Raw genomic sequence first — 23,984 nt, forward strand, 5'->3', positions numbered from 1 at the left:
CGAGCGCCCAGACCCAGGTGGTCATCGGCGGCGGCGCGGGCGAGGCCTCGGCAGCGGGTCTGACCCTCCGCTGGAGCGGCTCCTTCACCGTCGCCTTCTCGATCGAGACGGCCCCCTCCCGCGACGAGTAGAGGCCGTCCGCCTCGGCCCAGACGCGGGAGCCGCCGGTATCGCCCGCGGTGCCCGCGCTGAGGAAGTTGCAGCCGCCGGCGAAGGCGCCGCCGGAGGTCTCGCGGTTGAGTCCCCAGCGGAGCTCGGCGTCCGCGATGCGGCCGTCGGCTCCGGTCGTCACGCCCTCGGGCACGGTCACGCCGATCTCGGTCCCTCCTCCGGGAGTGGTGGGCGTCGCGGCGGCCGCCGGAGCGAGCCCCAGCGCCAGCACGGCCGCGGCTGCGAGGCCCGCCAGGCGGCGCCTCATCGGGCGTCCGCCGTCTCGCGGTCGAGCAGCGGAGGCGCGGCGGCGACGGGCGCCGGGGCGGACGCCGCGTCGACCGGTTCCGCGTCGACCGGTTCAGCGAGAGCCGGGTCCGCACCGGACACCACGCTCCGCACCTCCGATCCCCGCCGCGTCCGCCGCCGGCGCGCCGCGCGCACGATCGCCACGACGGCACTCGCGAGCACCAGCCCCGCCGCGATGAGCAGAGCAGCGCCGAGCGCGAGGGGGAGCCAGACCGGCACCTCCTGCGCCGGTGGAGCGCTCGGCGCGCCGGGCGCGGCCGCCGCGACGACGGTCACCTCGCTCTGCGCGCTCGCTCCCGAGGCGGCGCCCGTGAGCGTGAGCAGGTGAGTGCCTCCGCGCAGATCGGCCGGCAGCGGGAGGACCCCCGCGACCTCGCCACGGGTGCCGGCGGTGAGCGGGCCGACGCCGACCACGCCGTCGTCGAGGGTCGCGACGACCTGCTCCGAGGCGGCGAAGCCCTGACCGGTGAAGGAGAGGGCGTTCCCCGCGACCGCCGAGGAGGCGGTGTAGCCGACGCGCGCGGTGCCGACGGCCGCGGTCGACTCCTCCGAGCCCGGAACCGCCGCGCCCGCGGCTCCCGCGCCCGCATCAGCCGCAGCGGGGGCCGCAGCGGGGGCCGCCGCGGGGGCCGCCGCGGGCGCCGCGAACGAGACCGGAGTGAACGACTCGTTGCTCGCGTTCTTCACTCCGTGCGCGCCGAGGGTGATCACGCCGCACTGCACCTCGAGGCAGTCGACGGTCGTGAGCGCCCCCGAGCGGTCCATCGCCTCGAAGCGCGCCGACGGGATCGTCAGGTCGACGACGAAGGAGCCGTCGGCCGCGAGCACGCCGTTCGCCGCCGACTCCGTCTCGCCGCCCGGGAAGGCCACGAACCGCTCGTAGCCCGCGTTGTCCTTCGACTGGGAGTCGGGCACGTACCGGTAGTCGGCACCGGCCTGCCCGCCGCTGCTGGGCGCCCAGCCCTCGCCCGACACCCAGCCGAACAGGACGTACACCCCGCCGAAGCCCCCCGCGACCGACTGGAATCCGCGTCCTGCGACGGTGATCGACGTCGCCTCGGCGGGATCGGCAGCGGACGCACCGCCCGGGAGGGTGATCGTCACGGAGCCGGCGGCGGCGGCCGCGGGGGCGGCGAGCGGAGCGGCGGCGACCGCCGCCCCGAGCAGCACGGCGGCGAGGAGGCGGGCCGGAGCGGCCGGACGGTGCGGGCCCGCCGCAGCAGCCGGGCGGAACGTGCGGATCATCGGATCTCTCCTGTCGGCGCAGCGGCGCGGGTGTCGGCGTCGGACGGGGGCCGGTCGGTGCGCCGCGCACGCTCCGGCCGGATCGAGAGGACTCCGTCGGCGTCGGCGTCGACGCGGATCGGGAAGCGGTAGACGTCGCTCAGCAGCTCCGTCGTCAGGGCGAGCGCGGGCGGCCCGTCGGCGCGGACCCGTCCGCCCTCGAGCACGACGACGCGGTCGGCGTAGGCGGCGGCCAGCCCGAGATCGTGCAGCACGACGACGGCCGAGCCGCCCGACTCCGTGTGCGAGCGGACCTGGCCGAGCAGGCGCTCCTGATGTCGGATGTCGAGACTGGCCGTCGGCTCGTCGAGCAGCACCAGATCGCACTCCTGCGCGCGCATCCGCGCGTACGCCACCCGCGCCCGCTCGCCACCCGAGAGCTCGGGCATCCGCCGGTCGCGCAGCGTCGCGACCTCCGCGTCCGCGAGGGCCAGCGCGACGGCCGCACCCGCACCGTCGGCGCCCCGTCTCGGCGACCGGCCCATCTCGACCACCTCGGCGACCGTGAAGGGGAACGACACCTCGTTCGACTGCGTCAGCACGGAGCGCAGCAGAGCGAGCTCGGGCGCGCGGTAGCTCCGGAGGCTCCGCCCGTCGAGGTCGATCTCGCCGGCGTCGGGCACGGAGTCCCCCGCGAGCACCGAGAGGAGGGTCGACTTCCCGGCGCCGTTCGGCCCGACCAGCGCGACGAACTCGCCGCGGCGGATCCTCAGATCGATGCGGTCGAGCACCTGACGGCGGCCGTAGGCGACGCCCGCACCGGAGGCGCGCAGCCGCTCCTCCGCGCTCACGCCCAGCCTCCCGAGCGCACGCGGGCCCGCCGCAGCAGCCAGAAGAAGAACGGACCGCCGACCAGCGCGGTGAGCATCCCGATCGGCAGGTCGGCGTACGGCACCGCGGTGCGCGCGACCGCGTCGGCGGAGACCAGCAGCAGCGCCCCTCCCACGGCGCTCGTGCCGATCAGCGCCCAGTGCGCCGGCCCGAGGACCATGCGCAGCAGGTGCGGCACGACCAGCCCGACGAACGCGATGATGCCGCAGAGGGCGACGGCGGCGGAGGTGAGCGCCGCGACGACCACGATCGCGGCGATCCGGGTCCGCTCGATCGGCACCCCGAGGTGCTGCGCCTGGCGCTCGCCGAGGGCCAGCAGGTCGAGCCGGCGCGAGAGGAGGGCGGCCGCGACGATGCCTGCCGCGGTGATCGGCAGGACGATCGCCACGTCCTGCCAGCGCGTGCCGTTGAGGGACCCGAGCTGCCAGAACACGATCTGCTCGCGCTGCTGCGTGGTGCCGAGGAAGGTGAGGAGCGCGATCCCCGCGCCTCCGACCGCGTTCACCGCGATGCCGGTGAGCACGAGCGTGACCACCTCGGTGCGCCCGCCGGCCCGGGCCGTCAGGTACACCAGGAGGGTCGCGATCAGCCCGCCGACGAAGGCGACGGCCGGCGCGGTCAGCGGCCCCAGCGCGTCGAGCCCGGTCACGATCACCGCGGCCGCGCCGAGAGCGGCTCCGGAGGAGACTCCGACGACGCCGGGCTCGGCCAGCGGATTGCGGAACACCCCCTGCATGACGGCCCCGCCCACGGCGAGCGCCGCCCCGACGACGGCGGCCATCGCGATCCGGGGGAAGCGGATCGCCCAGAGCGTCGCGTCGCCGTTCACGTGTGCGGGGGTCTCGAGCACCGGCAGCACTCGAGCGCCGAGGACGTCGTTCACGTGCTGGGCGACCGAGCCGAGGATCTGCGCGGGTGGGATCGGGAGCTGCCCGAGACCGGCGGAGACGACGGCGACGACGACGAGCCCGAGGATCAGGGCGCCCGTGAGGACCGGGACCCGGCTGAGGCGCGGGGCGGGCGCTCCCGCGACGGCCGTCATCGGGCGCTGTCCGGAGCGTAGATCGCGACAGCCAGCGCGTCGAGCGTGCGCGGGGTGTCGGGGCCGAAGCTGAGGATGCGGGTGTCCGCCATGTCGACGATGCGGCGGTTCTGCCCGGCTGGTGTCTGGGCGAGCGCGGGCACCTGCTGGAGCAGTCCGTCCACTCCGTCGACCGAGTCGAGGCCGCCGGTCATCATCAGGACGAGATCCGGTGCGGCGGCGACGAGCCCCTCGTCGGTGAGCGGTCGCATCCCCTGCCAGCCGATCTCCTCCGCCACGTCCACACCGCCCAGCGAGCGGACGAGGTCGTCGGCGCCCGAGCCCTCGCCGAAGAGGTAGTAGACGCCGGACTGGCCGCGCACGTAGAGGAACGCGATCCGCAGCCGCTGAGCCGGGTCGGCCGGGGCGACCGCGCCGATGCGGGCGATCGTCTCGTCGACGGAGGCGCTCACGCGCGCCGCGAGCTCGGCTCCGCGCTCCGGCACGCCGAGCGCCGCCGCCACCTCGCCGACGAGGGAGGGGATGGTCGCGATCGACCTGTCCGCGCCGACCACGACGACGGGGATGCCGGCGTCCCGCATCTGCAGGACGGTGTCCCACGGGCCGAGGCTGGTGTCGGTGATGATCACGGTCGGCGCCAGGTCGAGGATCGCCTCAGCGGCGAGGTCGTGCCCGTTGCGGGTGACCATCGGCCGGTCGGCGATCTCGGCGAAGTCGCTCGAGAGGTCGCGGCCGACGACGGAGTCGCCCAGACCGAGCTCGAACACGAGCCGCGAGGTGGAGCCGTACAGGTCGAGCGCGAGGATGCGGGACGTGTCGGCCACCGTGACGGCCGTGCCCTGCGCGTCGACGACGGAGGCGGGCAGCGCCTGCGGACCCGACGAGATCGGCTCGACGGGAGCCGCCTGGATCCGGGCCGTGGAGGGGCCGGTAGCGGTGCGCGGCTCGGCGAGCGGTGCGACGTCGGCGAGACGCGGAGTGACCGGGCCGTCGACCGCGGACTCCGCCGAGGAGCAGCCGCCCAGCAGCCCGAGAGCGACCAGGGCGGCGGCCAGGAGGCCTGCGGAGCGGCGGTGGAGGAGCGGCACGATGTCGCCTTTCTCAGAGGCGCCCGAGGCGGGGGCTGGTCGAAAAGTTAGCTAATGCTAACCTAACCTCGCTCGCCCACCGCGAGCCCTGGCCCCCGACGAGACGAGCCGACCGTGACCGCAGCCACGACGACCGACAGCCCCTCCACGCCCGCCCCGACAGCGCCTCCGGGAGTCGCCGCCGCACTCCGCGAGGCCACCTCCGAGGAGCACAGGCACGCCGAATCGCGCGGCTACATCGCGGCGCTGATGCAGGGCACGCTCTCCCTCCGCGAGTTCGCGCGCTACCTCGGACAGCTGCTCCCCGTCTACGAGGCGCTGGAGTCGCGCCGCCCCGCCCCGGAGGATCCGGCCCTGCTCCACGACACCGCCGTGCACCGCGTCGCAGCCCTGCGCTCCGGCCTCGCCGCTCTCGGGGTCGACCCCGCCTCGATCGTCCCCCTCGACGCGACGGCGCGCTACGCGGCCCGTCTGGAGTCCCTCGGCGACGGCGACGGACTGCTGCACCTCGCCCACCACTACACGCGCTACCTCGGCGACCTCTCGGGCGGTCAGGCGATCGCGACGATGATGACCCGCCACTACGGCGCGGACGCGGAGCAGCTGGCGTTCTTCCGCTTCGACGCGATCCCGAACGCCGTGCACTTCAAGCGGGCGTACCGCATCCAGCTCGACGAGCTGGCCCTGCCTCCGCGCGCTCTCGACGCGATGGTGGCGGAGGCGCGTCTGGCCTTCTCCCTCAACGCCGCGGTCTTCGACGCGCTCGACGCCACCCGCCCGCGGACGTGACAGCCGCCGGCTAGCGGCCGGCCTCGTGGATGTCGCGCGCCTTGGTGACCTTCGCAGGGTCCACCGGGTTCATGCCGAGCACGATCTTGCCGCGCGAGTGCCGCTTCTCGAGGTCGTCGAAGGCGTCCTGCACCTGGTCGAAGGGGTAGAAGCCCGAGACGAGCACCCGCAGCTTCTGCTCGCCGACGAGGCCGACCAGCTCGCCGAGGATCTCGGTGTCGCGCTGGGCGGTCTCGGCGTCGGGCCAGACGGCGCGCAGCTCGATCTCCTTGCGGTCGTCGCTGGAGTGGAAGCGGCCCGCCGCGATGCCGAGCTCGTCGGCGAGGGCGTCGTTCTCCCCGCCGAAGTTGTCGAGGAACACCGTGACCCCGCCGGGCGCCGCGGCCCGGATGCGGTCGGCGATCCCGTCGCCGTAGACCACCGGCTTCACGCCGATCTGGCGGAGGTAGTCGAAGTTGCGCTCGCCGCAGGTGCCGATCACCGTCGCGCCGCGGAGCTTCGCCAGCTGGATCTCGAGACTGCCGACTCCTCCGGCCGCCGCGGAGACGAGGACGGTGTCGTCGGGTCCCACATGCGTGGCCTCCAGCGCGCGCCACGCGGTCACTCCGGCGAGGAACAGCGCGCCGCCGACCTCCCAGCTCACGGAGGCGGGCTTGGCGACGAGGTTGCGGCGCGGCACCACGACGTGGGTCGCGTGGGAGCCGACGAGCGCGTGGCCGACCACGTCGCTGCGGAGCTTGATGTCGGTGACGCCCTCGCCGAGGGCGACGACGACGCCCGAGAAGTCGGTGCCCTGGCGCATCGGGAAGGCCGCGGAGTGGTCGGAGTCGAACTGGCCCTGCCGGATGAACGCCTCCATGTGGTTCACCCCGGCGGAGAGCACCTCGACCAGCACCTCGCCCGCCCCGGGCTTCGGCCGCTCGACCTCGGCGATCTCGAGGACGTCCGCGTCGCCGAAACGGCTGTACTGGACGACGCGGGCGGCGGTGGGGCTCAGACGGGACATGCGCTCATCATCCGCCCCCGCCGCCCGAAGCCCCCGACCCCCGAACGGGGGCGTGCGACTCAGGAGGGGTCGCTCGGGCAGTACAGCTGGGTGCGCGGACCGGAGCGGTCGATGACGTGCTCGGACATCGGCCGGCCGCAGAGCGGGCACGCCTGCCCCGCCGGCGCCTCCTGCTCGGGCTGGTCGTACGGGCCGAGCGGCGGCGGGCCGATCCAGGGGAACAGCCGCGCGTTGAAGCGCTGGTAGAGGGAGTCGGTCTTCTTCCGCGTCATATCCTTAGTGTACTAACCATCAGGGCACGATGAGAGGATGACGCCGTGGAACCCGACCCGCTCGCCCTCCAGAACCAGGTCTGCTTCTCCCTCGCCGTCGCGGCGCGCACCGTCATCGGGCTGTACCGCCCCGTGCTCGAACCGCTCGGACTCACGCACCCGCAGTACCTCGTGATGCTCGCGCTCTGGGAGCGCAGCCCTCGCTCGCTCGCCGACCTCGGCTCCGCCCTCCGCCTCGAGCCGGCCACGCTCAGCCCGCTCGTGAAGCGCCTGGAGGCGAGCGGCCACGTCACGCGGGCCCGGAGCAGCGACGACGAGCGCCGCCTCGACGTCGCGCTGACCCCCTCCGGAGCGGCCCTCCGCGAGCAGGCCCTGCAGGTTCCTCCGCAGATCGTGGAGCGGCTCGACGTCCCCCTCGAGGAGCTCACCGCGCTCCGCGACAGCCTCACCGGCCTGATCGGAGCCGCGACCCGCGACGGCCGCTGACCCCCCGCTCGGGGCGCCGGCCGCGAGGACGCCGGCCGTCGCTCCCCGCCGCACCGGGAAACTCCCGGTCACAGCGCGAGATCAGCCTCCGCTCGGCCCGCTCCCGGCCGTCTTGACTGCCCCCTCGCACGGAGTAATGTCATCGCTCGTGACACACGAGGGCCCCCCGTCCGCCGCGGACGGATCATCGGCCGACGCGACCGAGCTGCGCACCGCCAAGCACTTCTTCATCGGCGAGCCGCTCCCCAGCGACAAGCTCGAGGGACAGCTGCTGCAGAAGCGGCTCGCGCTCCCCATCTTCGCCAGCGACCCGCTCTCCTCCGTGGCCTACGCGCCGCAGGAGCTGCTGATGATCCTGCTGCTCGGCGGACTCTCCTTCCTCACCTTCGCCCCCTGGGTGGCCGCGTGCGTGGTCGTCCTCCTCGTCGTGGTGGTGCTGAGCTACCGCCAGCTGATCCGGGCGTACCCGTCCGGCGGCGGCGACTACGAGGTCGCTCGCACCAATCTGGGCGAGACGGCGGGCCTCACGGTCGCCGCCGCCCTCCTCGTGGACTACGTGCTCACCGTGGCCGTGTCGGTCGCCTCCGGAGTCGACAACATCATCTCCGCGGTGCCCGAGCTGGCGCCGCTGCGGGTCGAGCTGGCGATCCTCTTCGTCGTGCTGCTGGCGGCCGTGAACCTCCGCGGCGTCTCGGAGTCGAGCCGCGCCTTCGCCGTCCCGACGTACCTCTTCGTCGCGAGCGTCTTCGTGATGGTCGTCGTCGGCCTGGTCCGCACCGCCTTCGGCGACACCCCGGTCGCGGAGTCGGCGGGCTTCACCGTGCAGGGCGAGCAGCTCACGCAGGCGGCCGTCGTCCTCCTGCTGCTGCGCTCCTTCGCGAGCGGCTGCGCGGCGCTCACGGGTGTCGAGGCCATCTCGAACGGTGTGCCCGCGTTCCGCGCCCCGAAGGTCAAGAACGCCCAGCGCACCCTCGTCGCGATGGGCACGATCGCGATCGTGCTCTTCGTCGGCCTGACCGCCCTCGCCCTGCTCTCGAACGTGCACTACGCCGAGAACGCCTGCCATCTGGTGGGCTTCGCCGACTGCGCCACGACCCCGCAGCGCTCCGTGATCGCGCAGGTCGCCGCCGCCACGTTCGGCAACAACACGATCCTGTTCTTCATCATCCAGGCCGCGACGGCCGCCGTCCTGCTCCTCGCGGCGAACACCGCGTTCAACGGCTTCCCGCTGCTGGGCTCCGTGCTGGCCCGCGACGGCTACGCGCCCAAGTCGCTGAACACCCGCGGCGACCGCCTCATCTACTCCAACGGAGTGATCATCCTGGCGCTCGTCGCCGCGATCATCCTGCTCGTCTACCAGGCCTCGCTCACGAGCCTCGTGCAGCTGTACATCATCGGCGTCTTCGTCTCGTTCACGCTCGGGCAGTCGGGCATGGTCAAGCACTGGGTGCGGATGATCCGCAACGGCGAGGGCTCGCGCACCGTCTACACGAGCCTGGCCATCAACCTGTTCGGCGCGACGCTGACGTTCGCAGTGCTCGTCGTCGTCACGATCACGAAGTTCACCCACGGCGCCTGGCTCGTCTACCTGGTGATGCCGATCCTCGGTGTCCTGATGGCCGGCGTCTACCGCTACTACCGCGACGTCGAGAAGGAGATCGAGGTCGACCCGACCACGACCTTCGGCGCCAACGGCGACCATGCGATCGTGCTGGTGGGCCGGATGAACAAGCCCACGCTGAAGGCGCTCGACTACGCCATCGCGGCGCGGCACGAGACGCTGGAGGCGGTGCACTCCTCCATCGACGACGCGCAGACCGCGCAGCTCAAGGCCGACTGGGCGCAGATGGACATCGAGGTGCCGCTGCGCTGCGTGGCCTCTCCCTACCGCGACATCTCGTACCCGCTGATCAAGTACATCAAGGCCCACCGCCTCGAGCACGGCTCCGAGATCACGACGGTCTACATGCCGCAGTACATCGTCGGGCACTGGTGGGAGGCGTTCCTCCACAACCACAAGTCGCGGCGGATCCGCCAGAAGCTCCTGCTGGTGCACGGAGTGACGGTGGCGCTGGTGCCGTGGCTGCTGGACTCGTCCGAGCTGATCTACGGACGCCGCTCGCGGCCGATCCCCGGCCAGACGCGCCGCGGCGAGCCGGTGCGCCCGGTGACCCGCCGCCCGATCCCGCCCGCGTCCTCGCTCCCCCAGGGTGCCGCCGGCGAGGGCGCCCCGCGCATCCCGCAGCGCCCGGCCGCGCAGAACCGGCCGCGCTCGAAGCGGCGCTGAGGCGGCGGGAGCTCCGAGCCGGCGGGGGCCCGGAAACGGGTAGAGGGCCCGCGGCGTGTGCCGCGAGCCCCCGATTTCCCCTTAGTGCCTTCCCCCGAAGGCGGCCCGCCCCAACGGGCCGTGTCCGACGCTATCGGTGGGCTATGCACCGGCGCATCCTCCTCGCGACGGATGCCCGTGCTCCCTTGAGACGACAGGCTCGTCCTCCGCCGTCTCAGACGACGGCCCCGCGCACCCCTCGGCCGGTGAGCCACCAGACCGCCGCGACGGCGACGGCGGCCGCCGCACCGCCTCCCACGAGCAGGATCGCCGCCCGCACCACGTGCGCCCGGTAGGCGGCGTCGAGCGGATCGATGCCCGCCCCCGCCAGCACGATCCCGGCGGGAACCACCGCGGCCGCGAGCACCACGGCCGCGGCCGCGATGCGCACCGGTTGCCGGCCGTCGGAGCGGAGCTTCCGGGGACGGCGGCCGACGTACCAGACCACCGCTCCGATCCCGAGCCCGAGCAGCCCGAGCACGCCGCTCGCGTACTGCGCCCATCGGAAGCCGGGGAAGGGCCCGAGCTCCTGCTGCAGCAGCGGGATCGCCGAGACGAAGAGGCCGCCCCGGTGGGTGAAGCCGTCCCACATCACGTGGCTGGCGGCTCCGATCGCGATGCCGGCGGCCGCGAAGACGAGCACGCGGATCCATGCGGCGGCCCCGCGGGGCGGCGAGCGCCGGGGACGCAGGCGCGAGCGGACCAGCGCGGGCGCGAGGTCGCGCCAGGCCGGAGCGACGACCGCGCTCCACAGCGCGAGGCCGAGCATTCCGAGCAGCAGGTCGACGGTGACGACGCCGAGGAGGGAGTGGGTGGACTCGCGGGCGACGGCGATCGGGAGGTACATGCCGATGTCCGGGACCATCGCGCCGATGGCCACGGCCGCGGCGGGGATCCGGCCGTTCGAGAACGCGAGCGCGACGACGGCGTGGCTCGGCGTGAAGGGCATGACACGCACGCTATCCCGGCGACGCGACCGGCGAGTGTCCGCGTCGCGAAGCGCGCGTCACCGATCGCGGTCCGGCTCCTGCGCTCCGCTCCGACTCGTCGGCCTCCCGGGGCCGGTGGTCAGCCCGAGGAACGTGATCCCCAGGACGAGGAACACCGGCCAGACCGGATTCCCGAGGACCGCGAAGACCGCTCCCGCCGCGAGGAACAGCGGACCCGTGACCGCGTTCCAGCGCCGGGACGCCTCCTCCGTCGACATCCGACCCGAACCCTTCCCGTCCTGTGCGCGCACCATTCCTCCACGCTAGATCGCCTCCGCGGGGCCCGCCTCCCCCGTCCGGCGGAGCCGCGCGCTCGGGGAGCTCCGAGCGCGGCGACCGTAGAATCGTCCGGAAGTCCGGCCCTCCGGGCCCAGCGGCGACGGATCGGAGCGGGTGTGCGGAAGGCGTTCGCGATCCTCCGCCTGGCCCTCGCCGGGCTGGGCGCGGTCGGACTCGTCGGCGACTTCTTCTACACCCTGGGCTTCCGCGCGTTCCAGATCGACAACTTCTTCGCCTACTTCACGACGCAGTCGAACATGGCCGGGGTCGTGGTGCTGGGCCTGTCCGGCCTGGTCGCCCTCGCGCGCGAGCGAGAGCCGCGCTGGCTCAGCACGGTGCGGGCGCTCGTGCTCACCTACATGGTCGTGTCGGGGATCGTCTTCGGGCTGATCGCGGTCGAGGCCAACAACCGCGGCGTGCGGGTCGACGTGCCCTGGTCGAGCGCGCTCCTGCACTTCGTGATCCCCACGCTCGCGATCCTCGACTGGATCCTCGGACCCGGCCGCCACCCGGTCGCCTGGCGCGGGGCGCTGACGGTGCTCGGCTTCCCGATCGTCTGGGGCGTCATCACCCTGGTCCGCGGGGCCCTCATCGGCTGGTACCCGTACTTCTTCCTCGACCCCGGCCAGGTCGACGGCCCCGTGATGTTCGTGCTCTACGACGTGATCGTGCTGAGCCTGATCTCCGGCATCGCCGCGTTCGTCCTCGCGCTCAGCCGGGTGCGGCCGCTCGGGGCGGCGCACGCGTCGGAGTGGCAAGGGCCGCTGGCGCGGCTCCGCGAGCTCGTCAGCCGGGGACGACGGCGAACGGCTCGAGCGCCGTCTGCGCGAGGGTGACCAGCTCGTCGTCGCTGAGGTCCTGCAGCGAGAGGGCCTGATCCGCTCCGACCAGCCCGACGAGCACCGCCTCGCCGGTCGACGGCTGAAGATTGAGCCACTCGGTGATGCCCGCCTCGGAGCCGACGAGCGACCAGCGCGCGGGGGCGTCGGCCTCCCAGAACGCCTCGTCGAAGCGCAGCCACAGCGTCTCGACGACGCCGGAGCCGAGGGCCGCGACGGCCGCGCGCTGCGCGAACGGGAGCGGCGGGTCGAAGGCGATCGCGTCCGTCTGGAGCACCCCGATCGGCACGGTGACCAGCACCCGGTCGGCTGTGAACGACTCGCCGGTGCCCAGCCGGATGCTGACCCCGGTGTCCGTGTAGCCGATCCCGCTCACCACGGCGCGCAGCGAGACCTCGACGTCGGCGAGCAGCGTGTCGACCAGGGGCGCGAGCCCGTCGGTCAGCAGCGCGTCGCCGGAGTCGTCGCTCAGCTCCTCCGCGGTCGTGGCGGCGGAGGCGTCGCCCAGTCCGTACCAGGAGGAGAGCTCCTCGGGAGCGGCGCCGGTGCGCAGCGCGGTCGTCCCGGCGAGGTGCGCCGCCACGCGGGCGGCGTCGCCGTCGCCGGAGCCCGGCTCGGCCTCGGCGGGATCGGGCGCTCCGGAGCCGGCGAACGACTCGGCGAGCGCCAGGTCCTCCGGCTGCTCCGCTCCCCACTCGAGAGCACGGGTCAGGGCGTCGGCACCCGTGGTGCCGGTGTCGAGAGCCGCGCCGTCGGCGTCGCTCGAGCGGACGTCGGCGAGGTCGACCGCGGTCGTGACGACGCCCGCGTCCGCGATGCTCTCGCGCAGGGCGGCTCCCGCGCCGGTGAGGGCCCAGGCTCCGGTCTCGACGGCGATCGGCCAGCCGTCCGGAGTCGCGGTGGCGATGCGGCCGCCGGTGCGCTCGCGCGCCTCGACCACGGTGACGTCGAAGCCCGCGTCGGACAGGCGCCGCGCGGCGACCGCTCCGGCGAGACCGGCCCCGACGATCGCGATCCGCTCGCCCTCGTCGGCGACGGCGCTGATCTCGGCGGCCGCGCGGACCCCGGAGCTCCAGGCGCCCTGGAGTGTGCCGGGCGCCTCCGTGTCGGTGGCCTCGCCCGCGAGGAAGACGCGGTCGAGGACCGCGGTGCCCAGGTCGGTGCGGTGCTGCGGCGTCGCGCCGACGGGCAGGTAGGAGACGGAGCCGAGCGCGTACGGATCCTCGGCCCAGGCGGAGCGCACGAAGGCGGCCGGCGCGGGGACGGCGGTGGTGCTCGGCGTGGGCACGGGGGCCTTCGTGACGGAGCGGGTCGGCGTCGGACGCGACGGCGTGCAGCCCGCGAGAGCCAGGAGCCCGACTCCCGTGGCGGCTCCCGAGAGGAAGAGGCGGCGTCCGATCGTCATCCCGGACATCCTACGTTCTCGGCGTTCGGCCGGGGCGGCGCGGGCGGCGTGGCTGACGCCACCGGGCACGCGGCCCGCTCGGAGGTGCGGGGTGACGGCGGGACGGCGAGCGGATAGCGTCGGGGCAGCGCGGACCGGACCGCGGCGACGGGGGACGCGGCATGGACACGACACGGACGCGGACCGCGACGACGACGGCCGGGGCCCCTCCCCGCAGTCACCTCCACGCGGTGCTGCTCGGCGCACTGGGGATGATCGTGGTCCCGCTGCTCATCGTCCTCGCGACCACGGCCTGGTCCTCCCCCGGTCCCGAGGAGTACGTCCGCATGGCGCTCGGCTCGGTGGTCGCGGCGTGCGTCTCGGTGGTCGGCGCCTGGTGGCTCGCCTTCGAGCGGCGCAGCGCCGGGGCACCCGGTCGCACCTGGTTCTGGGGCGTCGCGTGCCTCGTCACGGTCAGCGCGGTCTCGACCGTCGGAGCCGCCGCCGACCGCCTCACCGGCCTGATCACGGGCTGAGCAGGTGGACGTCCAGGCGCGGTCACCGCGCTCGCCTCACCCCTCAGCGACCGCGCCGGTGGTCGCGAGTCCCCCCTCGAGCGAGCGGCAGCAGCATCGGCGCCGGTGATCGCCCCGACGAGACGACCGAGCGGCTCCGGCTGTTCCGTCCCGCCGAGAGCGATCTGGACGAGCTGTGGCGGCTGTACTCCGACGAGCGGATCGCGGCGGGCGACCCCCTCCTCCGACACGGCTCCGTCGAGCAGACCCGGGCGGTGCTCGCCCGCCGGACGGCGCAGTGGGAACGGGACGACCTCAGCAGCTGGGTCGTCCGGCTGCGGAGTCCCGAGGGCGGCGCGGACGGTGCGATCGGGATCGGCGGATGCACCCTCCTCACCGACACGGCCTGGAACGTCGCGTTCACCGTCCATCCGGACCACTGGGGCAGGGGGTACGCCCAGGAGGTCGCCTCCGCAGGCATCGCGCGGGCGCGGCGGCTCCGACCCGAGCTCCCCGTGACCGCGGTCGTCGCGGAACGGAACGAGCGATCGCACCGCACGGTCGCTCGACTCGGTCTCGAACGGAGGTGGGCGGGCCCCGACGCGCACAGCCCCGATCCCGCGGCTCGCATCGTGCTCTACTCCGACCGCCTCCTCTCCGAGGACGAGATCGGCCGCCTCACGAGCTGAGGGCGCCGCGTGGCGCTGATCGCCGCCGGCAGCAGCGGAACCGAGACGCCTGCGCGAGACCGGGACGTCACGTTCCGGTGCGCCTCCTGGCCCCATCTTTCTTCCCGGCGGGCGGCGCTGCGCGCGAGTGGGTGGGCGGCGCGGCACTCGCGCTGACCCTCCTCGCGATCGCGCTCGGCGGCCGGCCGACAATTCGGGGCAGGAGGGGCGCGGAGGTACTCGCCGGACCGGGCATCCGAAGCCGGTCGCCGCGAGCGGCGTTAGCGTCGTCGGATGGCGAGCACTCAGGGCGTGCGGCCGGAGGCGGACGTCGTAGCCCGCCGAACCGAGTCGGCGCGGCCGCTTGATCGGCGGATGCGTCGAGAGGGTGTCCCTGCTCGCGGGCACGCCCTACGGCGATGTTCCGGGCTTCGCTCGCCGGCACGCGCCGGAGGGCAGCGTCGTCTACCTGGAGGCGGCCGGGTCCGACTCCGTCTCGGTGCTCCGGATGCTCACCTCCCTCCGCCTCGCGGGCTGGTTCGAGCAGGCGACCGGCGTCCTGATCGGCCGGACCGAGGGCGCCTCCCTGCCCGAGCTGAGCCAGGAGGACGCGGTGCAGCGCGCTCTCGGCGACCTCGGCGTGCCGGTGATCCTCGACGTCGACACCGGGCACCAGCCGCCGCAGATGCCCCTGGTCGACGGCGCGCTCGCAGAGATCGCGCTGAGCGGGCCGACCGCCTCGATCACGCAGCGGCTCGTGCCCTGACGGCGCGTGCGGAGAGATCCCGTCGAGCAGTGCCACCTCGCGGCACGGCCGCCGCCGCTCCCGGCCCTCCTCCGCCCGCCGAGCGCAAGGCCGAGCGGCGGGAAGGCGCCGAGTGGTAGACCTGGGGGCATGAGCAACGACATCCGCGCACTCGCCGAGGGCGAGAGCTACCTCGCCTTCTTCCAGGGCGGGCCGTTCGACGGCCAGACCGAGAACCGCGTCAGCACCGAGGGGGGCTACGAGAAGGAGGTCGACGTCTACGCCGCCGTCGACGGCCAGGAGACGCACCTCGTCTACAACGCCGTCTCCGCGAAGGAGGTCGGCGAGGCGGTCCACGTGACCTACTCGATCGACACTCCCGACTCCGACCCGATCGAGGACCCGGAGGACCGTGGCGGCGGATTCCAGTAGTCCGCACCACCCTTCGGATGCCGCTCCGGCGTCGCGCTCAGCGCGGCCGGGGCGGCATCGGCATGTGAGGACGCGCCACTCCGGAGACCACGCCTCCCGCCGCTCCTAGGATGATGGTTCCTCACTGTCTCGGCCGATTCAGGTCCGCGTTCCTCGGGAGCCGCCGTGTCCGATCCGCTGATCCGCCCGATGCCCCTCCGCGGCGACTCCGCCCGGCACTGGCTGCGGGCCCGCCACGCCGAGGCCGGGCCCGACCCCGCTTTCGCCGTCACCGGTCAGGAGGCCGCCGCCGAGGGCGTGCTCCTGCGGCGGATCTGGCACACGGCCGGCACGATCGACTTCCGCCCGAGCCCCCGCGCCGACCCGGGGTCGGTGGTGCTCCTGCTCCCGCTCGAGGGCGCGTTCACCGTCGCCAGCCGGGAGGAGCGCGAGTTCGTCGGCCGCGGCACCCTCGCGGTGCTGCCCGCCCGATCGGGAGCGACGATCAGCACGAGCGCTCACAGCTCCCGGCTCGTCCTGGTCGTGCGGCCCTCGGGCGACACGGATCCGCCCGTCGGCCTCACCGTGGTCTCCTCCCTCGCGGCACCGGTGCTGGTCGCCGCCGCGAACGCCGTGCTCGACGCCGGGCTGCCCATGAGCCCCGGGCTGCACACCGCGCTGCGGGGCCTCGCCGCGGCCATCGTCGCGGAGTGACGGGAGCTGTCAACCCTCCCCGCCCCGGCCATCCGCTCGCAGGGACGTCCTCGAACATCAAGTGACGCCGATCGTCGGCGCCGGAAGGAGCACTCGCCATGGCCGAGATCACCGCCCACCACGGACTCTTCAAGGACACGGACCTGCACGTCGACGACACCGGCGGATCGGGCCGCCCCGTGGTCCTCATCCACGGCTGGCCCCTCTCGGGCGAGTCGTGGAAGGAGCAGGTCCCCGCGTTCGCCGAGGCCGGCTACCGCGTCGTCACCTACGACCGCCGCGGCTTCGGGCGCAGCGACAAGCCGCTCACCGGCTACAGCTACGACACGCTCACCGAGGACCTGCACACCCTCCTCACCGAGCTCGACCTGCAGGACGTCACCCTGGTCGGCTTCTCGATGGGCGGCGGCGAGGTCGCCCGCTACTTCACGAAGCACGGCGCCGAGCGCCTGCACAGCGTCGTCTTCGCCTCGGCCGTCCCGCCGTACCTGATGAAGACGGACGACAACCCGGACGGCCCGCTCGAGAAGGCGCAGGCCGCGCAGATGACCGCGGGCCTCACGAAGAGCGAGGACGACTTCTACGACCAGTTCACCACCGACTTCTTCTCGGTCGACGGCGTGCTGAAGGTGACGGAGGAGCAGCGCCAGGAGGCGATCGCCCTAGCGAAGCAGTCGGCCAAGCACGCCGCGCTCGCCTGCATGACGGCGTTCGCGACCACCGACTTCCGCGAGGACCTGCCGAACGTGTCGGTGCCCGCGCTCGTCATCCACGGCGACGGCGACGGCACGGTTCCGTTCGAGGGCTCCGGCGCCCGCACCCACGCGGCGATCCCCGGCTCCGAGCTGCACGTCGTCCACGGCGCCCCGCACGGAGTGACCGTGAGCCACCCGGAGGAGTGGAACCGCGTCGTCCTGGAGTTCCTCGCGAAGTAGCGGCGGCGCTCCGCGCATGCTGATCGAGCAGCCCCGCAGGGGCGTATCGAGACTCGTCACACGGACACGGATCTCGATACGCGCCCTGTGCGCTGCTCGATCAGCTTGCGTCGGCCGCGGCCTGTGCGCTGCTCGATCGGCACGAGTCGGCCACCCGCGCGCGATGCTCGCTCAGCATGATCCGGAGACGCTTCTCCGGAGCCCCCGCGTCAGCCCTTCTCCGCGCCCTCGGTCGTGTTCATGATCCGCCGCTGGAAGACGAAGAACAGCACGGCCACCGGGATCGACATCAGCACCGCGGCCGCGAGCTGCAGCGGGTACTGGTTGCCGGTGCCCAGCTGCCCCGACACGAGCGACGCGACTCCGGTCGTCAGCGTGTTGAGCTCCGGCGACTGCCGAGACACCACGAAGTGCGAGAACTCGTTCCACGAGCCCTGGAACGACAGGATGAACAGCGTCACGATCGCCGGACGCGCCATCGGCACCACGATCGAGCGGAAGGTCCGGAACACTCCGGCCCCGTCGATCCGCGCGGCCTCCTCGATGGAGAGCGGGATCGAGTCGAAGAACTGCTTCATGATGAAGATCCCCGCCGCGTCCACGATCAGCGGGACGATCATCCCTGCGTAGCTGTCGTAGAGGCCGAGCTGCTTGAGGATCAGGAACCGCGGGATCAGCAGCACCACCGCGGGCACGCTCATCACTCCGATGAACAGCGCGAACAGCAGGCCCCGTCCGCGGAAGCGCAGCCGCGACAGCGCGTAGCCGGCCAACGAGTCGAAGAAGACCCGGCCGACCGTGACGAACACGGTGACGATCACCGAGTTGAGCGTCCACAGCGGCAGCGGCACGTCGGTGAACAGACGCTCGTAGGAGGCGAACGACCAGGTCGCGGGCAGCAGCGACAGCGGGTTCGCGGTGGCGTCGGCGTCCGACTTGAACGACGAGGCGACCGAGATCAGGAACGGGTAGATGTACACCAGCGCCAGCGCGATCAGCAGCAGGTAGCCGCCGATCAGCGACGCGCGGCCGCGGGCGCCGAGGCGGATGCGGCGGTGCGGGACCGGCGCGGCGGGCTCGGGGCTCTCAGGGGCGCGGGTGCCGGGCTCGGTCAGCGTGCTCATCGGATGCCTCCCGTGGTGAGGGTCGTCGCGGCGTCGGCGCGGGCGGCGCGGCGGGGGCGCCGGCGCGGCTCCCCCTTCTCGCGGAGGAGCGCCCGCTGCAGGAGCGTCAGCACGACGATGATGAAGAAGAGGATGAAGGCGATCGCGGCGCCCTGACCCCAGCGGAGGTCCGTGAACGAGGACTCGTAGGCGAGGTACGCCGGGGTGAGCAGCGTCTTGCCCGGCGCCCCTCCTCCGGTGAGGTAGATCTGGTCGAACACCTGCCAGGTGCCGATCAGTCCGAGGGTCAGCACGGTGAAGAGCGTGGGCTTGAGCATCGGCAGGGTGACCGAGAAGAACTTCCGGAGCGGGCCGGCGCCGTCCATGAGCGCCGCCTCGTCGATCTCGGCGCCGATGTTCTGCAGCGCCGCGAGGAACAGCAGCATGAACGTGCCCGAGGTGGTGAAGATCGCCATCGTGATCAGCACGCACATCGCGACGGACGGGCCGGACAGCCAGTCCCACCAGGTGAGGCCGAGCGGGGCGCCCGCGGCCAGCGGCCCGGAGCCGTCGACGCCGACGGCGCCCAGGAGCGAGTGCAGGACGCCGGTCGGGTCGGCCATCCAGGTCGGCCCGTCGGCGCCGAACCAGCCGAGCACCGCGTTGACGACGCCGGAGGCGGAGAAGAGGAACAGGAAGATCACGGTGATCGCGATCGAGGAGGTGACGGAGGGGAAGTAGAAGGCGGTGCGGAAGAAGCCCCGGCCCCGCAGGATCCGCCGGTTCACCTGCACGGCGAGGAAGAGCGCGAGCGCGGTCTGCAGCGGCACCACGAGCAGCACGTAGTAGACGTTGTTGCGGATCGCGGTGCCGAAGTCCTTCTGCGCCAGGCCGGAGTCGGTGAGCACCGCGCGGTAGTTGTCGGCTCCGACGAACTGCGCGGTCGGCCCGAGGGGCGAGCCGAGCCCGTTCCAGTTGCTGACGCTGACCCAGAGGGCGAGGCCGATCGGGACGACGAGGAACACGCCGATCACGACGATCGCCGGGAGGGTGAAGAGCCAGCCGTAGCGGGCCTCGTGCCCGCGGATGCCGGAGCGGCGGCTCCGGGGGGCGGCGGTGGTGCTCATCGATGCGTCTCCTTCGACTCACGTGCGCGGGGTGGGGCGTGCCGGTCGGGCACGGGGAGGCGGCGGTCGGGTCCGCCGCCTCCCGGCCGGGCTACTTCGCGTTCGCCGTGTCGAGCGCGTCCTGCAGGTTGGTCTGCAGGTCGCCGAGGATCGACTCCGGGTCGCCGGTCGCGAGGCCCTCGAGCGCCGAGTTGAAGTCGGTGATGACGGTCGCCGCGCCGGCGAAGGCCACCGGGCTCACCGCGTAGTCGTTGCCGGAGACGAAGGCGGCGTTCTCGGGGTACTTCGTCGCGTACTCGGCGGCTCCGGTCTCGGTGGAGGGGATGACTCCGAAGGCGTCCGAGAAGGCGAGCTGCTGCTCGTCAGAGGTCAGGGCCGACACGAGCGACTCCGTCTTCTCGGCCGTGGCGCTGCCGACGGGGATGCCCCAGCAGTTGCTGAAGGTGAAGGTCGACTTCCCGCCGGGGCCGGCGGGGAGCTCGGCGACGCGGTAGTCGACGTCGGGGTAGTCGGCCGCGAGCGCTCCGTTGATCCACGGGCCCTCGATGACCATCGCCGCCGCGCCCTTGCCGAACGCCTCGCCGGACCAGCCGGAGTCGAGCGCGGCCGGGAACTTCAGCACGCCGTCGGTGAGCAGCGTCTTCACCTCGGTCAGGCCCGCGACGTTCTCGGGGGTGTCCGCGGTGACCGTGGTGCCGTCCTCCGAGAGGAGCGATCCGCCGGCCTGGTTCATGAAAGTGCCGATGCGCGCGTACTCGGCGCCGAAGGAGAGCCCGGTCACTCCGTTCGCGGTCAGCTTCGTCGCCGCCGACTCGAGCGAGGCCCAGTCGGTGGGGACGTCCGCGTCGGTGAGGCCGGCCGCCGCCCAGAGGTCCGTGTTGATCACGAGGCCGAGCGTGGAGAAGTCCTTGGGCTCGCAGTAGAACCGGTCGTCGTAGCTGAACGCGTCGCGCAGCGCCGGGTAGAAGGCGTCGGCGTTCCCGGCGTCCTGGGCGTACGGCTCCAGGTAGCGGTTGCTCGCGTAGGTCTGGAACTGGTCCCAGCTCATGTAGAAGAGGTCGGGCGGGTTGCCGCCGGAGAAGCCCTGCCCGAGCTGCTGCGTCAGGTCACTGGCGGCGACCACGTCGACCGTCGTGCTGTTCTGCTCGCCCCAGGCGTTCACGGCGTCGGTGACGGCGGTCGTCTCGGCGTCGCCGGACGAGCCGATCATCACGGTGAGGGCGGAGTCGCCGCCCGCGTCACCGGAGTCGGAGCCGCTCGAGCAGGCGGCGAGCGGGAGCAGCAGGCCTCCGGCGAGGATCGCGGCACCCCAGCGTGCCGCGCGGTGGGTGGGGGTCATGGTCTGGCCTTTCGTGGGGAGGGGCGCCGGTCGGAGTGACGGCGCCTCAGTCGGCGGGGTGGTGGAGGGGTGTGCGGAGCACGAGGTGGGGCTCGATCAGGCGGTGGGCCTCGCCCGGAGCGAGCGAGCGGTGGACGACGTCGTCGCCGCGCTCGCCCAGCAGGAGCTCGAGCGCGCCCGCGGCCACCGCGTCGAGGTCCTGCTCGATGCTCGGCAGGCCGACGGCCGCGGCGACGGGGGTGTTGTCGAAGCCGACGATCGGGAGGGAGGGCCGGCCGACGGCCACGGCGGCCATCGAGGCGCCGAGCGCGAGCGAGTCGGAGACGCAGACCAGCCCGTCGAGCTCCGGGGTCGCGCGGAGGAACTCGATGGCCGCGATGCGGGCCTGCTGGACGTCGTCCTCGGAGGAGGCGGCGAGCAGGGGCGCGTCGGGGAACCGCTCGCGGTGCACCCGCTCCCAGCCGCTGCGGCGGTCGTCGCCGGTCGCGGATCCGCTCGGCCAGCCGAGGAAGCCGATGCGGGAGCAGCCGCTGTCGGCGAGGTGCGCCGTGGCCTGGGCGAGCCCGGCGGCGCCGTCGACGTCGACCCAGAGGTGCTGCGGGTCGTTGCGGTCGTCGACGCCCCAGGGGCGGCCGAAGGTGACGAAGGGCACGGCCTGCTCGATCAGCCAGGCGGTCCGGGGGTCGCCGTAGAAGGTGGAGGTGAGTACGAAGGCGTCGACGTCGGCTCCGTCGCGGAGGCGTCCGATCCGCTCGATCTCCTCCTCCGGGCTCTTCGCCGTGTAGAGGAGGATGCGCATGCCGCGCGCATCGGCCTGCTCGGTGACGGCGTGGAGGAAGCGGTCGAGCAGGCTGCCGGAGATGCCGTCGAGCACGCGGTCCATCCGGACGCCGATGGTGCCGGACTTGCGGGTGCGAAGGCGGCGGGCGGAGGCGTGCGGCCGGTAGTTGAGGTCGCCGATCGCCTTCTCGACGCGCTCGCGGGTGCTGTCGCGGACGATGTGCGGGCTGTTGAGCACGTTCGACACGGTCTGGCGCGAGACGCCCGCGGCACGGGCGACGTCCTCGACGGTCGGCAGTGCCATGCGTCCTCCTCGACGTGCTCTTGATCGTTCCAACCCGGCGGGATCCACCGATTTGATCGATCAAATCCTTCGGTAAGGTTACCTCCGACGACGCCGCTGTCAACCGTCCGCCCCGCTCCGGCACTCCCGGGGCCGGCGGCGGACGATCGGCGGCACGCCCCCAGCACCGACGATCCAGTGAGGAGTCGACCGTGACGACCGAGCGCGACGACCGACAGACCCCGCCCCGCCAGCCCCGCCAGCCCCTCCTCCACGACTCCCTCGTCCTGCTCCGCGCACCCGTGCAGCTGTGGTCGGACGAGGCGGGCGAGGTCGGCTCCCGCCCCGTGCACGGGTTCTACCTCGGCGACGTGCGCGTGCTCGCGGGCGCCTCCCTCCGGGTGGGTGGCGCGGCGCTCGAGGCGATCGCGAGCGGCCGCGACGGCGCCTCCTCCGCCCGCTTCACCGCGCTCGCCCGCCATCTCGACGACGCCGCCGCGGACCCTAGGATCCGCGTGGTCCGCTCGCGGGAGGTCTCCGCCGGCGGCGTCCGCGAGAGCATCCGCCTCGAGTCGGCGCTCCCCGACCAGGTCGCGACCACCGTCGAACTGACCCTCGATCCCGACTTCTCGCTCGTGCACGTGGTGAAGGCGGGGCTCCGCGACGAGCCCTCCTTCGCGACCGCTCCGGTGGACGGGGGCCTCGACTGGACCCACGGCCCGGTCCGCGCCGAGCTGCGCGCACCCGGCGCCTCGATCTCGGGCACGGTGCTCACCTGGAGCGTCGTGGTCCCGGCCCGCGGGAGCGTCGAGGTCGCGTGGAGCGTCGCCGCGGAGGACGCCTCCGCCGTGGTCGCCGCCGCGTCCGGACCGGCCGAGTGGGCGGGGACCGCGCTCGAGACCGGCGACTCCCGCCTCGCCTCCTGGTGCCGCGCCGCGCTCGACGACCTCGACGCCCTGCGCATGGTCACCGTGGAGCGCCCCGGCGAGCCGTTCCTCGCCGCGGGAGCGCCGTGGTTCTTCACCCTCTTCGGCCGTGACTCGATCTGGGCGGCGCGGATGCTCCTCCCCCTCGGGACCGGGATCGCCGCCTCCACCCTCCGCGTCCTGGCCGGCCTGCAGGGCACCCGCCACGTCGCGGACACCGCCGAGCAGCCGGGCAGGATCATGCACGAGCTGCGCGCCACGACCCTCGAGATCCCCGGCGAGTGCGTTTCGCTGCCCCCGCTCTACTTCGGCACGGTCGACGCCACCGCGCTCTGGGTCTGCCTCCTCCACGACGCCTGGCGCTGGGGGCTCCCGGACGACGAGGTCGAGGAGCTGCTGCCCGCTCTGGAGGCGGCGCTGCGCTGGCTCCGCGATGACGGCGACTCGGACGGCGACGGGTTCCTCGAGTACGTGGACACCACGGGGCACGGCCTCGCCAACCAGGGCTGGAAGGACTCGGGCGACTCGATCCAGTGGCGCGACGGCACGCTCGCCGAGGGTCCGATCGCGCTCTGCGAGGTGCAGGCCTACGCCCACGAGGCCATGGTCGGCGGAGCGGCGCTGCTCGAGCACCTCGGCCGCGACGGCTCGGAGTGGCGCGAGGCGGCGTCGACGCTGAAGGCGCGCTTCGCGGAGGCGTTCTGGATCGACGACGCCGACGGCGGCTACCCGGCGATCGCGCTCGACGCGGCCGGGCGCCCGGTCGACACGATCACCAGCAACCTCGGCCACCTCCTCGGTACCGGCATCCTCTCCCCCGAGCACGCCGCCCGGGTCGCCGAGCTGCTGGTCTCCCCCGGGCTCGACTCGGGCTTCGGCCTGCGCACCCTGGACACCGGCTCGGGCGGCTACTGGCCGCTGTCGTACCACGGCGGCTCGGTCTGGGCGCACGACACCGCGATCGCCGTCACCGGGCTCGCCCGGGAGGGCTTCGGGGCGGAGGCGACGACCCTCTCGCGCGGACTGATCGCCGCGGCCGAGGGCTTCGGCTACCGGATGCCCGAGCTGCACTCGGGCGACCCCGCCGCCGAGGTGCACGCGCCGGTGCCGTACCCGGCGGCCTGCCGACCGCAGGCCTGGTCGGCGGCCGCCTCCGTCGCCGTGCTGTCGGCGGCGCTGGGGCTCGCTCCCGGAGGCGACACCCTGGTCGTCGCGCCGCTCTCGCCCGCGCTCGCCGGGCCGATCCGCGTGGACGGGATCCGCTACCGCGGCTCCGTGGTGCCGGTGGACTGGGACGGCAGGATCTGAGGCGCCGCGCCGCTCAGGGCAGACCGACTCAGGGCAGGCGCGCTCAGGGCAGGCGC

The 23,984-nt window shown here is 73.5% G+C and carries 25 protein-coding genes; 11 read left to right on the top strand and 14 right to left on the bottom strand.

Annotated elements, in window-relative coordinates:
- The 5 genes from C5C27_RS02785 to C5C27_RS02805 all read right to left on the bottom strand — a co-directional run.
- Positions 1-418 (bottom strand): hypothetical protein (locus tag C5C27_RS02785; RefSeq protein WP_374955269.1); only part of this gene is annotated, 418 nt, incomplete at its 3' end.
- Positions 415-1,704: a hypothetical protein gene (locus tag C5C27_RS17850; protein ID WP_181133427.1), complete on the bottom strand. Its 1,290-nt coding sequence runs from the start codon at positions 1,702-1,704 to the stop codon at positions 415-417. The genes C5C27_RS17850 and C5C27_RS02785, both read right to left, overlap by 4 nt.
- A complete protein-coding gene (locus tag C5C27_RS02795; protein WP_104238700.1) occupies positions 1,701-2,534 on the bottom strand; it encodes a heme ABC transporter ATP-binding protein in 834 nt (277 codons plus the stop codon). Before C5C27_RS02795 ends, C5C27_RS17850 begins: the two co-directional genes overlap by 4 nt.
- Entirely contained in the window at positions 2,531-3,616 is a 1,086-nt protein-coding gene (locus C5C27_RS02800) for an iron ABC transporter permease (protein ID WP_104313554.1), read from the bottom strand. Before C5C27_RS02800 ends, C5C27_RS02795 begins: the two co-directional genes overlap by 4 nt.
- Entirely contained in the window at positions 3,613-4,704 is a 1,092-nt protein-coding gene (locus tag C5C27_RS02805) for a hemin ABC transporter substrate-binding protein (RefSeq protein WP_219812455.1), read from the bottom strand. The genes C5C27_RS02800 and C5C27_RS02805 overlap by 4 nt, the downstream gene beginning before the upstream one ends.
- Before the next feature lie 114 nt (positions 4,705-4,818).
- On the opposite strand from C5C27_RS02805, the gene C5C27_RS02810 reads away from it, so the two are divergent.
- Positions 4,819-5,493 carry a heme oxygenase (biliverdin-producing) gene (locus C5C27_RS02810; RefSeq protein ID WP_104313555.1) on the top strand — a complete coding sequence of 225 codons (675 nt, stop codon included), beginning with the start codon at positions 4,819-4,821 and terminating at the stop codon, positions 5,491-5,493.
- Between the two features lie 10 nt (positions 5,494-5,503).
- On the opposite strand, the gene C5C27_RS02815 is transcribed toward C5C27_RS02810, so the two are convergent.
- Together C5C27_RS02815 and C5C27_RS02820 are read right to left on the bottom strand one after the other, a co-directional pair.
- Positions 5,504-6,499: an NADP-dependent oxidoreductase gene (locus C5C27_RS02815; RefSeq protein WP_104238704.1), complete on the bottom strand. Its 996-nt coding sequence runs from the start codon at positions 6,497-6,499 to the stop codon at positions 5,504-5,506.
- Positions 6,500-6,558: 59 nt separating this feature from the next.
- Positions 6,559-6,771, bottom strand: coding sequence for a hypothetical protein (locus C5C27_RS02820; protein WP_104313556.1), 213 nt, complete (start codon positions 6,769-6,771; stop codon positions 6,559-6,561).
- A 45-nt stretch (positions 6,772-6,816) separates the two neighbouring features.
- Between C5C27_RS02820 and C5C27_RS02825 the strand changes: the two genes are divergently transcribed.
- A complete protein-coding gene (locus C5C27_RS02825; protein WP_104313557.1) occupies positions 6,817-7,257 on the top strand; it encodes a MarR family winged helix-turn-helix transcriptional regulator in 441 nt (146 codons plus the stop codon).
- Positions 7,258-7,405: 148 nt separating this feature from the next.
- Positions 7,406-9,544 carry an APC family permease gene (locus tag C5C27_RS02830; protein WP_374952928.1) on the top strand — a complete coding sequence of 713 codons (2,139 nt, stop codon included), beginning with the start codon at positions 7,406-7,408 and terminating at the stop codon, positions 9,542-9,544.
- 214 nt (positions 9,545-9,758) lie between these two features.
- On the opposite strand, the gene C5C27_RS02835 is transcribed toward C5C27_RS02830, so the two are convergent.
- Complete coding sequence (locus tag C5C27_RS02835; RefSeq protein WP_104223752.1) at positions 9,759-10,532, bottom strand: DUF4184 family protein; 774 nt, start codon at positions 10,530-10,532, stop codon at positions 9,759-9,761.
- A gap of 57 nt (positions 10,533-10,589) precedes the next feature.
- The gene (locus tag C5C27_RS02840) at positions 10,590-10,826 is read right to left on the bottom strand and encodes a hypothetical protein (protein WP_146079591.1); all 237 of its coding nucleotides are present in this window, start codon (positions 10,824-10,826) and stop codon (positions 10,590-10,592) included.
- Between the two features lie 141 nt (positions 10,827-10,967).
- Here C5C27_RS02840 and C5C27_RS02845 point away from each other — a divergent pair, with 141 nt between their 5' ends.
- The gene (locus C5C27_RS02845; protein ID WP_104313559.1) at positions 10,968-11,687 is read left to right on the top strand and encodes a Pr6Pr family membrane protein; all 720 of its coding nucleotides are present in this window, start codon (positions 10,968-10,970) and stop codon (positions 11,685-11,687) included.
- Here the strand turns inward: C5C27_RS02845 and C5C27_RS02850 are convergent.
- Entirely contained in the window at positions 11,638-13,095 is a 1,458-nt protein-coding gene (locus C5C27_RS02850; protein ID WP_181068386.1) for an NAD(P)/FAD-dependent oxidoreductase, read from the bottom strand. The genes C5C27_RS02845 and C5C27_RS02850 overlap by 50 nt on opposite strands.
- Before the next feature lie 161 nt (positions 13,096-13,256).
- Here C5C27_RS02850 and C5C27_RS17855 point away from each other — a divergent pair, with 161 nt between their 5' ends.
- From C5C27_RS17855 to C5C27_RS02875, 6 genes are all read left to right on the top strand, one after another.
- On the top strand, positions 13,257-13,610 hold the full coding sequence (locus C5C27_RS17855) for a hypothetical protein (protein WP_181133428.1): 354 nt from the start codon (positions 13,257-13,259) through the stop codon (positions 13,608-13,610).
- Positions 13,535-14,278, top strand: a complete 744-nt coding sequence (locus C5C27_RS02855) for a GNAT family N-acetyltransferase (RefSeq protein WP_181133429.1) — start codon at positions 13,535-13,537, stop codon at positions 14,276-14,278. The genes C5C27_RS17855 and C5C27_RS02855 overlap by 76 nt, the downstream gene beginning before the upstream one ends.
- A gap of 343 nt (positions 14,279-14,621) precedes the next feature.
- The gene (locus C5C27_RS02860) at positions 14,622-15,023 is read left to right on the top strand and encodes a hypothetical protein (protein WP_104313561.1); all 402 of its coding nucleotides are present in this window, start codon (positions 14,622-14,624) and stop codon (positions 15,021-15,023) included.
- 129 nt (positions 15,024-15,152) lie between these two features.
- Entirely contained in the window at positions 15,153-15,434 is a 282-nt protein-coding gene (locus C5C27_RS02865; RefSeq protein WP_104223758.1) for an oligoribonuclease, read from the top strand.
- A gap of 165 nt (positions 15,435-15,599) precedes the next feature.
- Entirely contained in the window at positions 15,600-16,127 is a 528-nt protein-coding gene (locus C5C27_RS02870; protein ID WP_104313562.1) for a hypothetical protein, read from the top strand.
- Positions 16,128-16,225: 98 nt separating this feature from the next.
- Complete coding sequence (locus C5C27_RS02875; RefSeq protein WP_104238712.1) at positions 16,226-17,062, top strand: alpha/beta fold hydrolase; 837 nt, start codon at positions 16,226-16,228, stop codon at positions 17,060-17,062.
- A 209-nt stretch (positions 17,063-17,271) separates the two neighbouring features.
- On the opposite strand, the gene C5C27_RS02880 is transcribed toward C5C27_RS02875, so the two are convergent.
- From C5C27_RS02880 to C5C27_RS02895, 4 genes are all read right to left on the bottom strand, one after another.
- Positions 17,272-18,186 (bottom strand): carbohydrate ABC transporter permease, encoded by a 915-nt coding sequence (locus C5C27_RS02880; protein ID WP_104238713.1) that lies wholly within the window; start codon positions 18,184-18,186, stop codon positions 17,272-17,274.
- The gene (locus C5C27_RS02885; RefSeq protein ID WP_104238714.1) at positions 18,183-19,292 is read right to left on the bottom strand and encodes a carbohydrate ABC transporter permease; all 1,110 of its coding nucleotides are present in this window, start codon (positions 19,290-19,292) and stop codon (positions 18,183-18,185) included. The genes C5C27_RS02880 and C5C27_RS02885 overlap by 4 nt, the downstream gene beginning before the upstream one ends.
- 91 nt (positions 19,293-19,383) lie before the next feature.
- A complete protein-coding gene (locus C5C27_RS02890) occupies positions 19,384-20,631 on the bottom strand; it encodes an extracellular solute-binding protein (protein ID WP_104313563.1) in 1,248 nt (415 codons plus the stop codon).
- A 46-nt stretch (positions 20,632-20,677) separates the two neighbouring features.
- Positions 20,678-21,715 carry a LacI family DNA-binding transcriptional regulator gene (locus C5C27_RS02895; RefSeq protein WP_104282651.1) on the bottom strand — a complete coding sequence of 346 codons (1,038 nt, stop codon included), beginning with the start codon at positions 21,713-21,715 and terminating at the stop codon, positions 20,678-20,680.
- A 191-nt stretch (positions 21,716-21,906) separates the two neighbouring features.
- On the opposite strand from C5C27_RS02895, the gene C5C27_RS02900 reads away from it, so the two are divergent.
- Entirely contained in the window at positions 21,907-23,928 is a 2,022-nt protein-coding gene (locus tag C5C27_RS02900) for a glycogen debranching N-terminal domain-containing protein (protein ID WP_104313564.1), read from the top strand.
- The last annotated feature ends 56 nt before the right edge of the window (positions 23,929-23,984 follow it).

It is taken from the genome of Rathayibacter sp. AY2B7 (assembly GCF_002931635.1).
Classification (GTDB): Bacteria; Actinomycetota; Actinomycetes; order Actinomycetales; family Microbacteriaceae; genus Rathayibacter.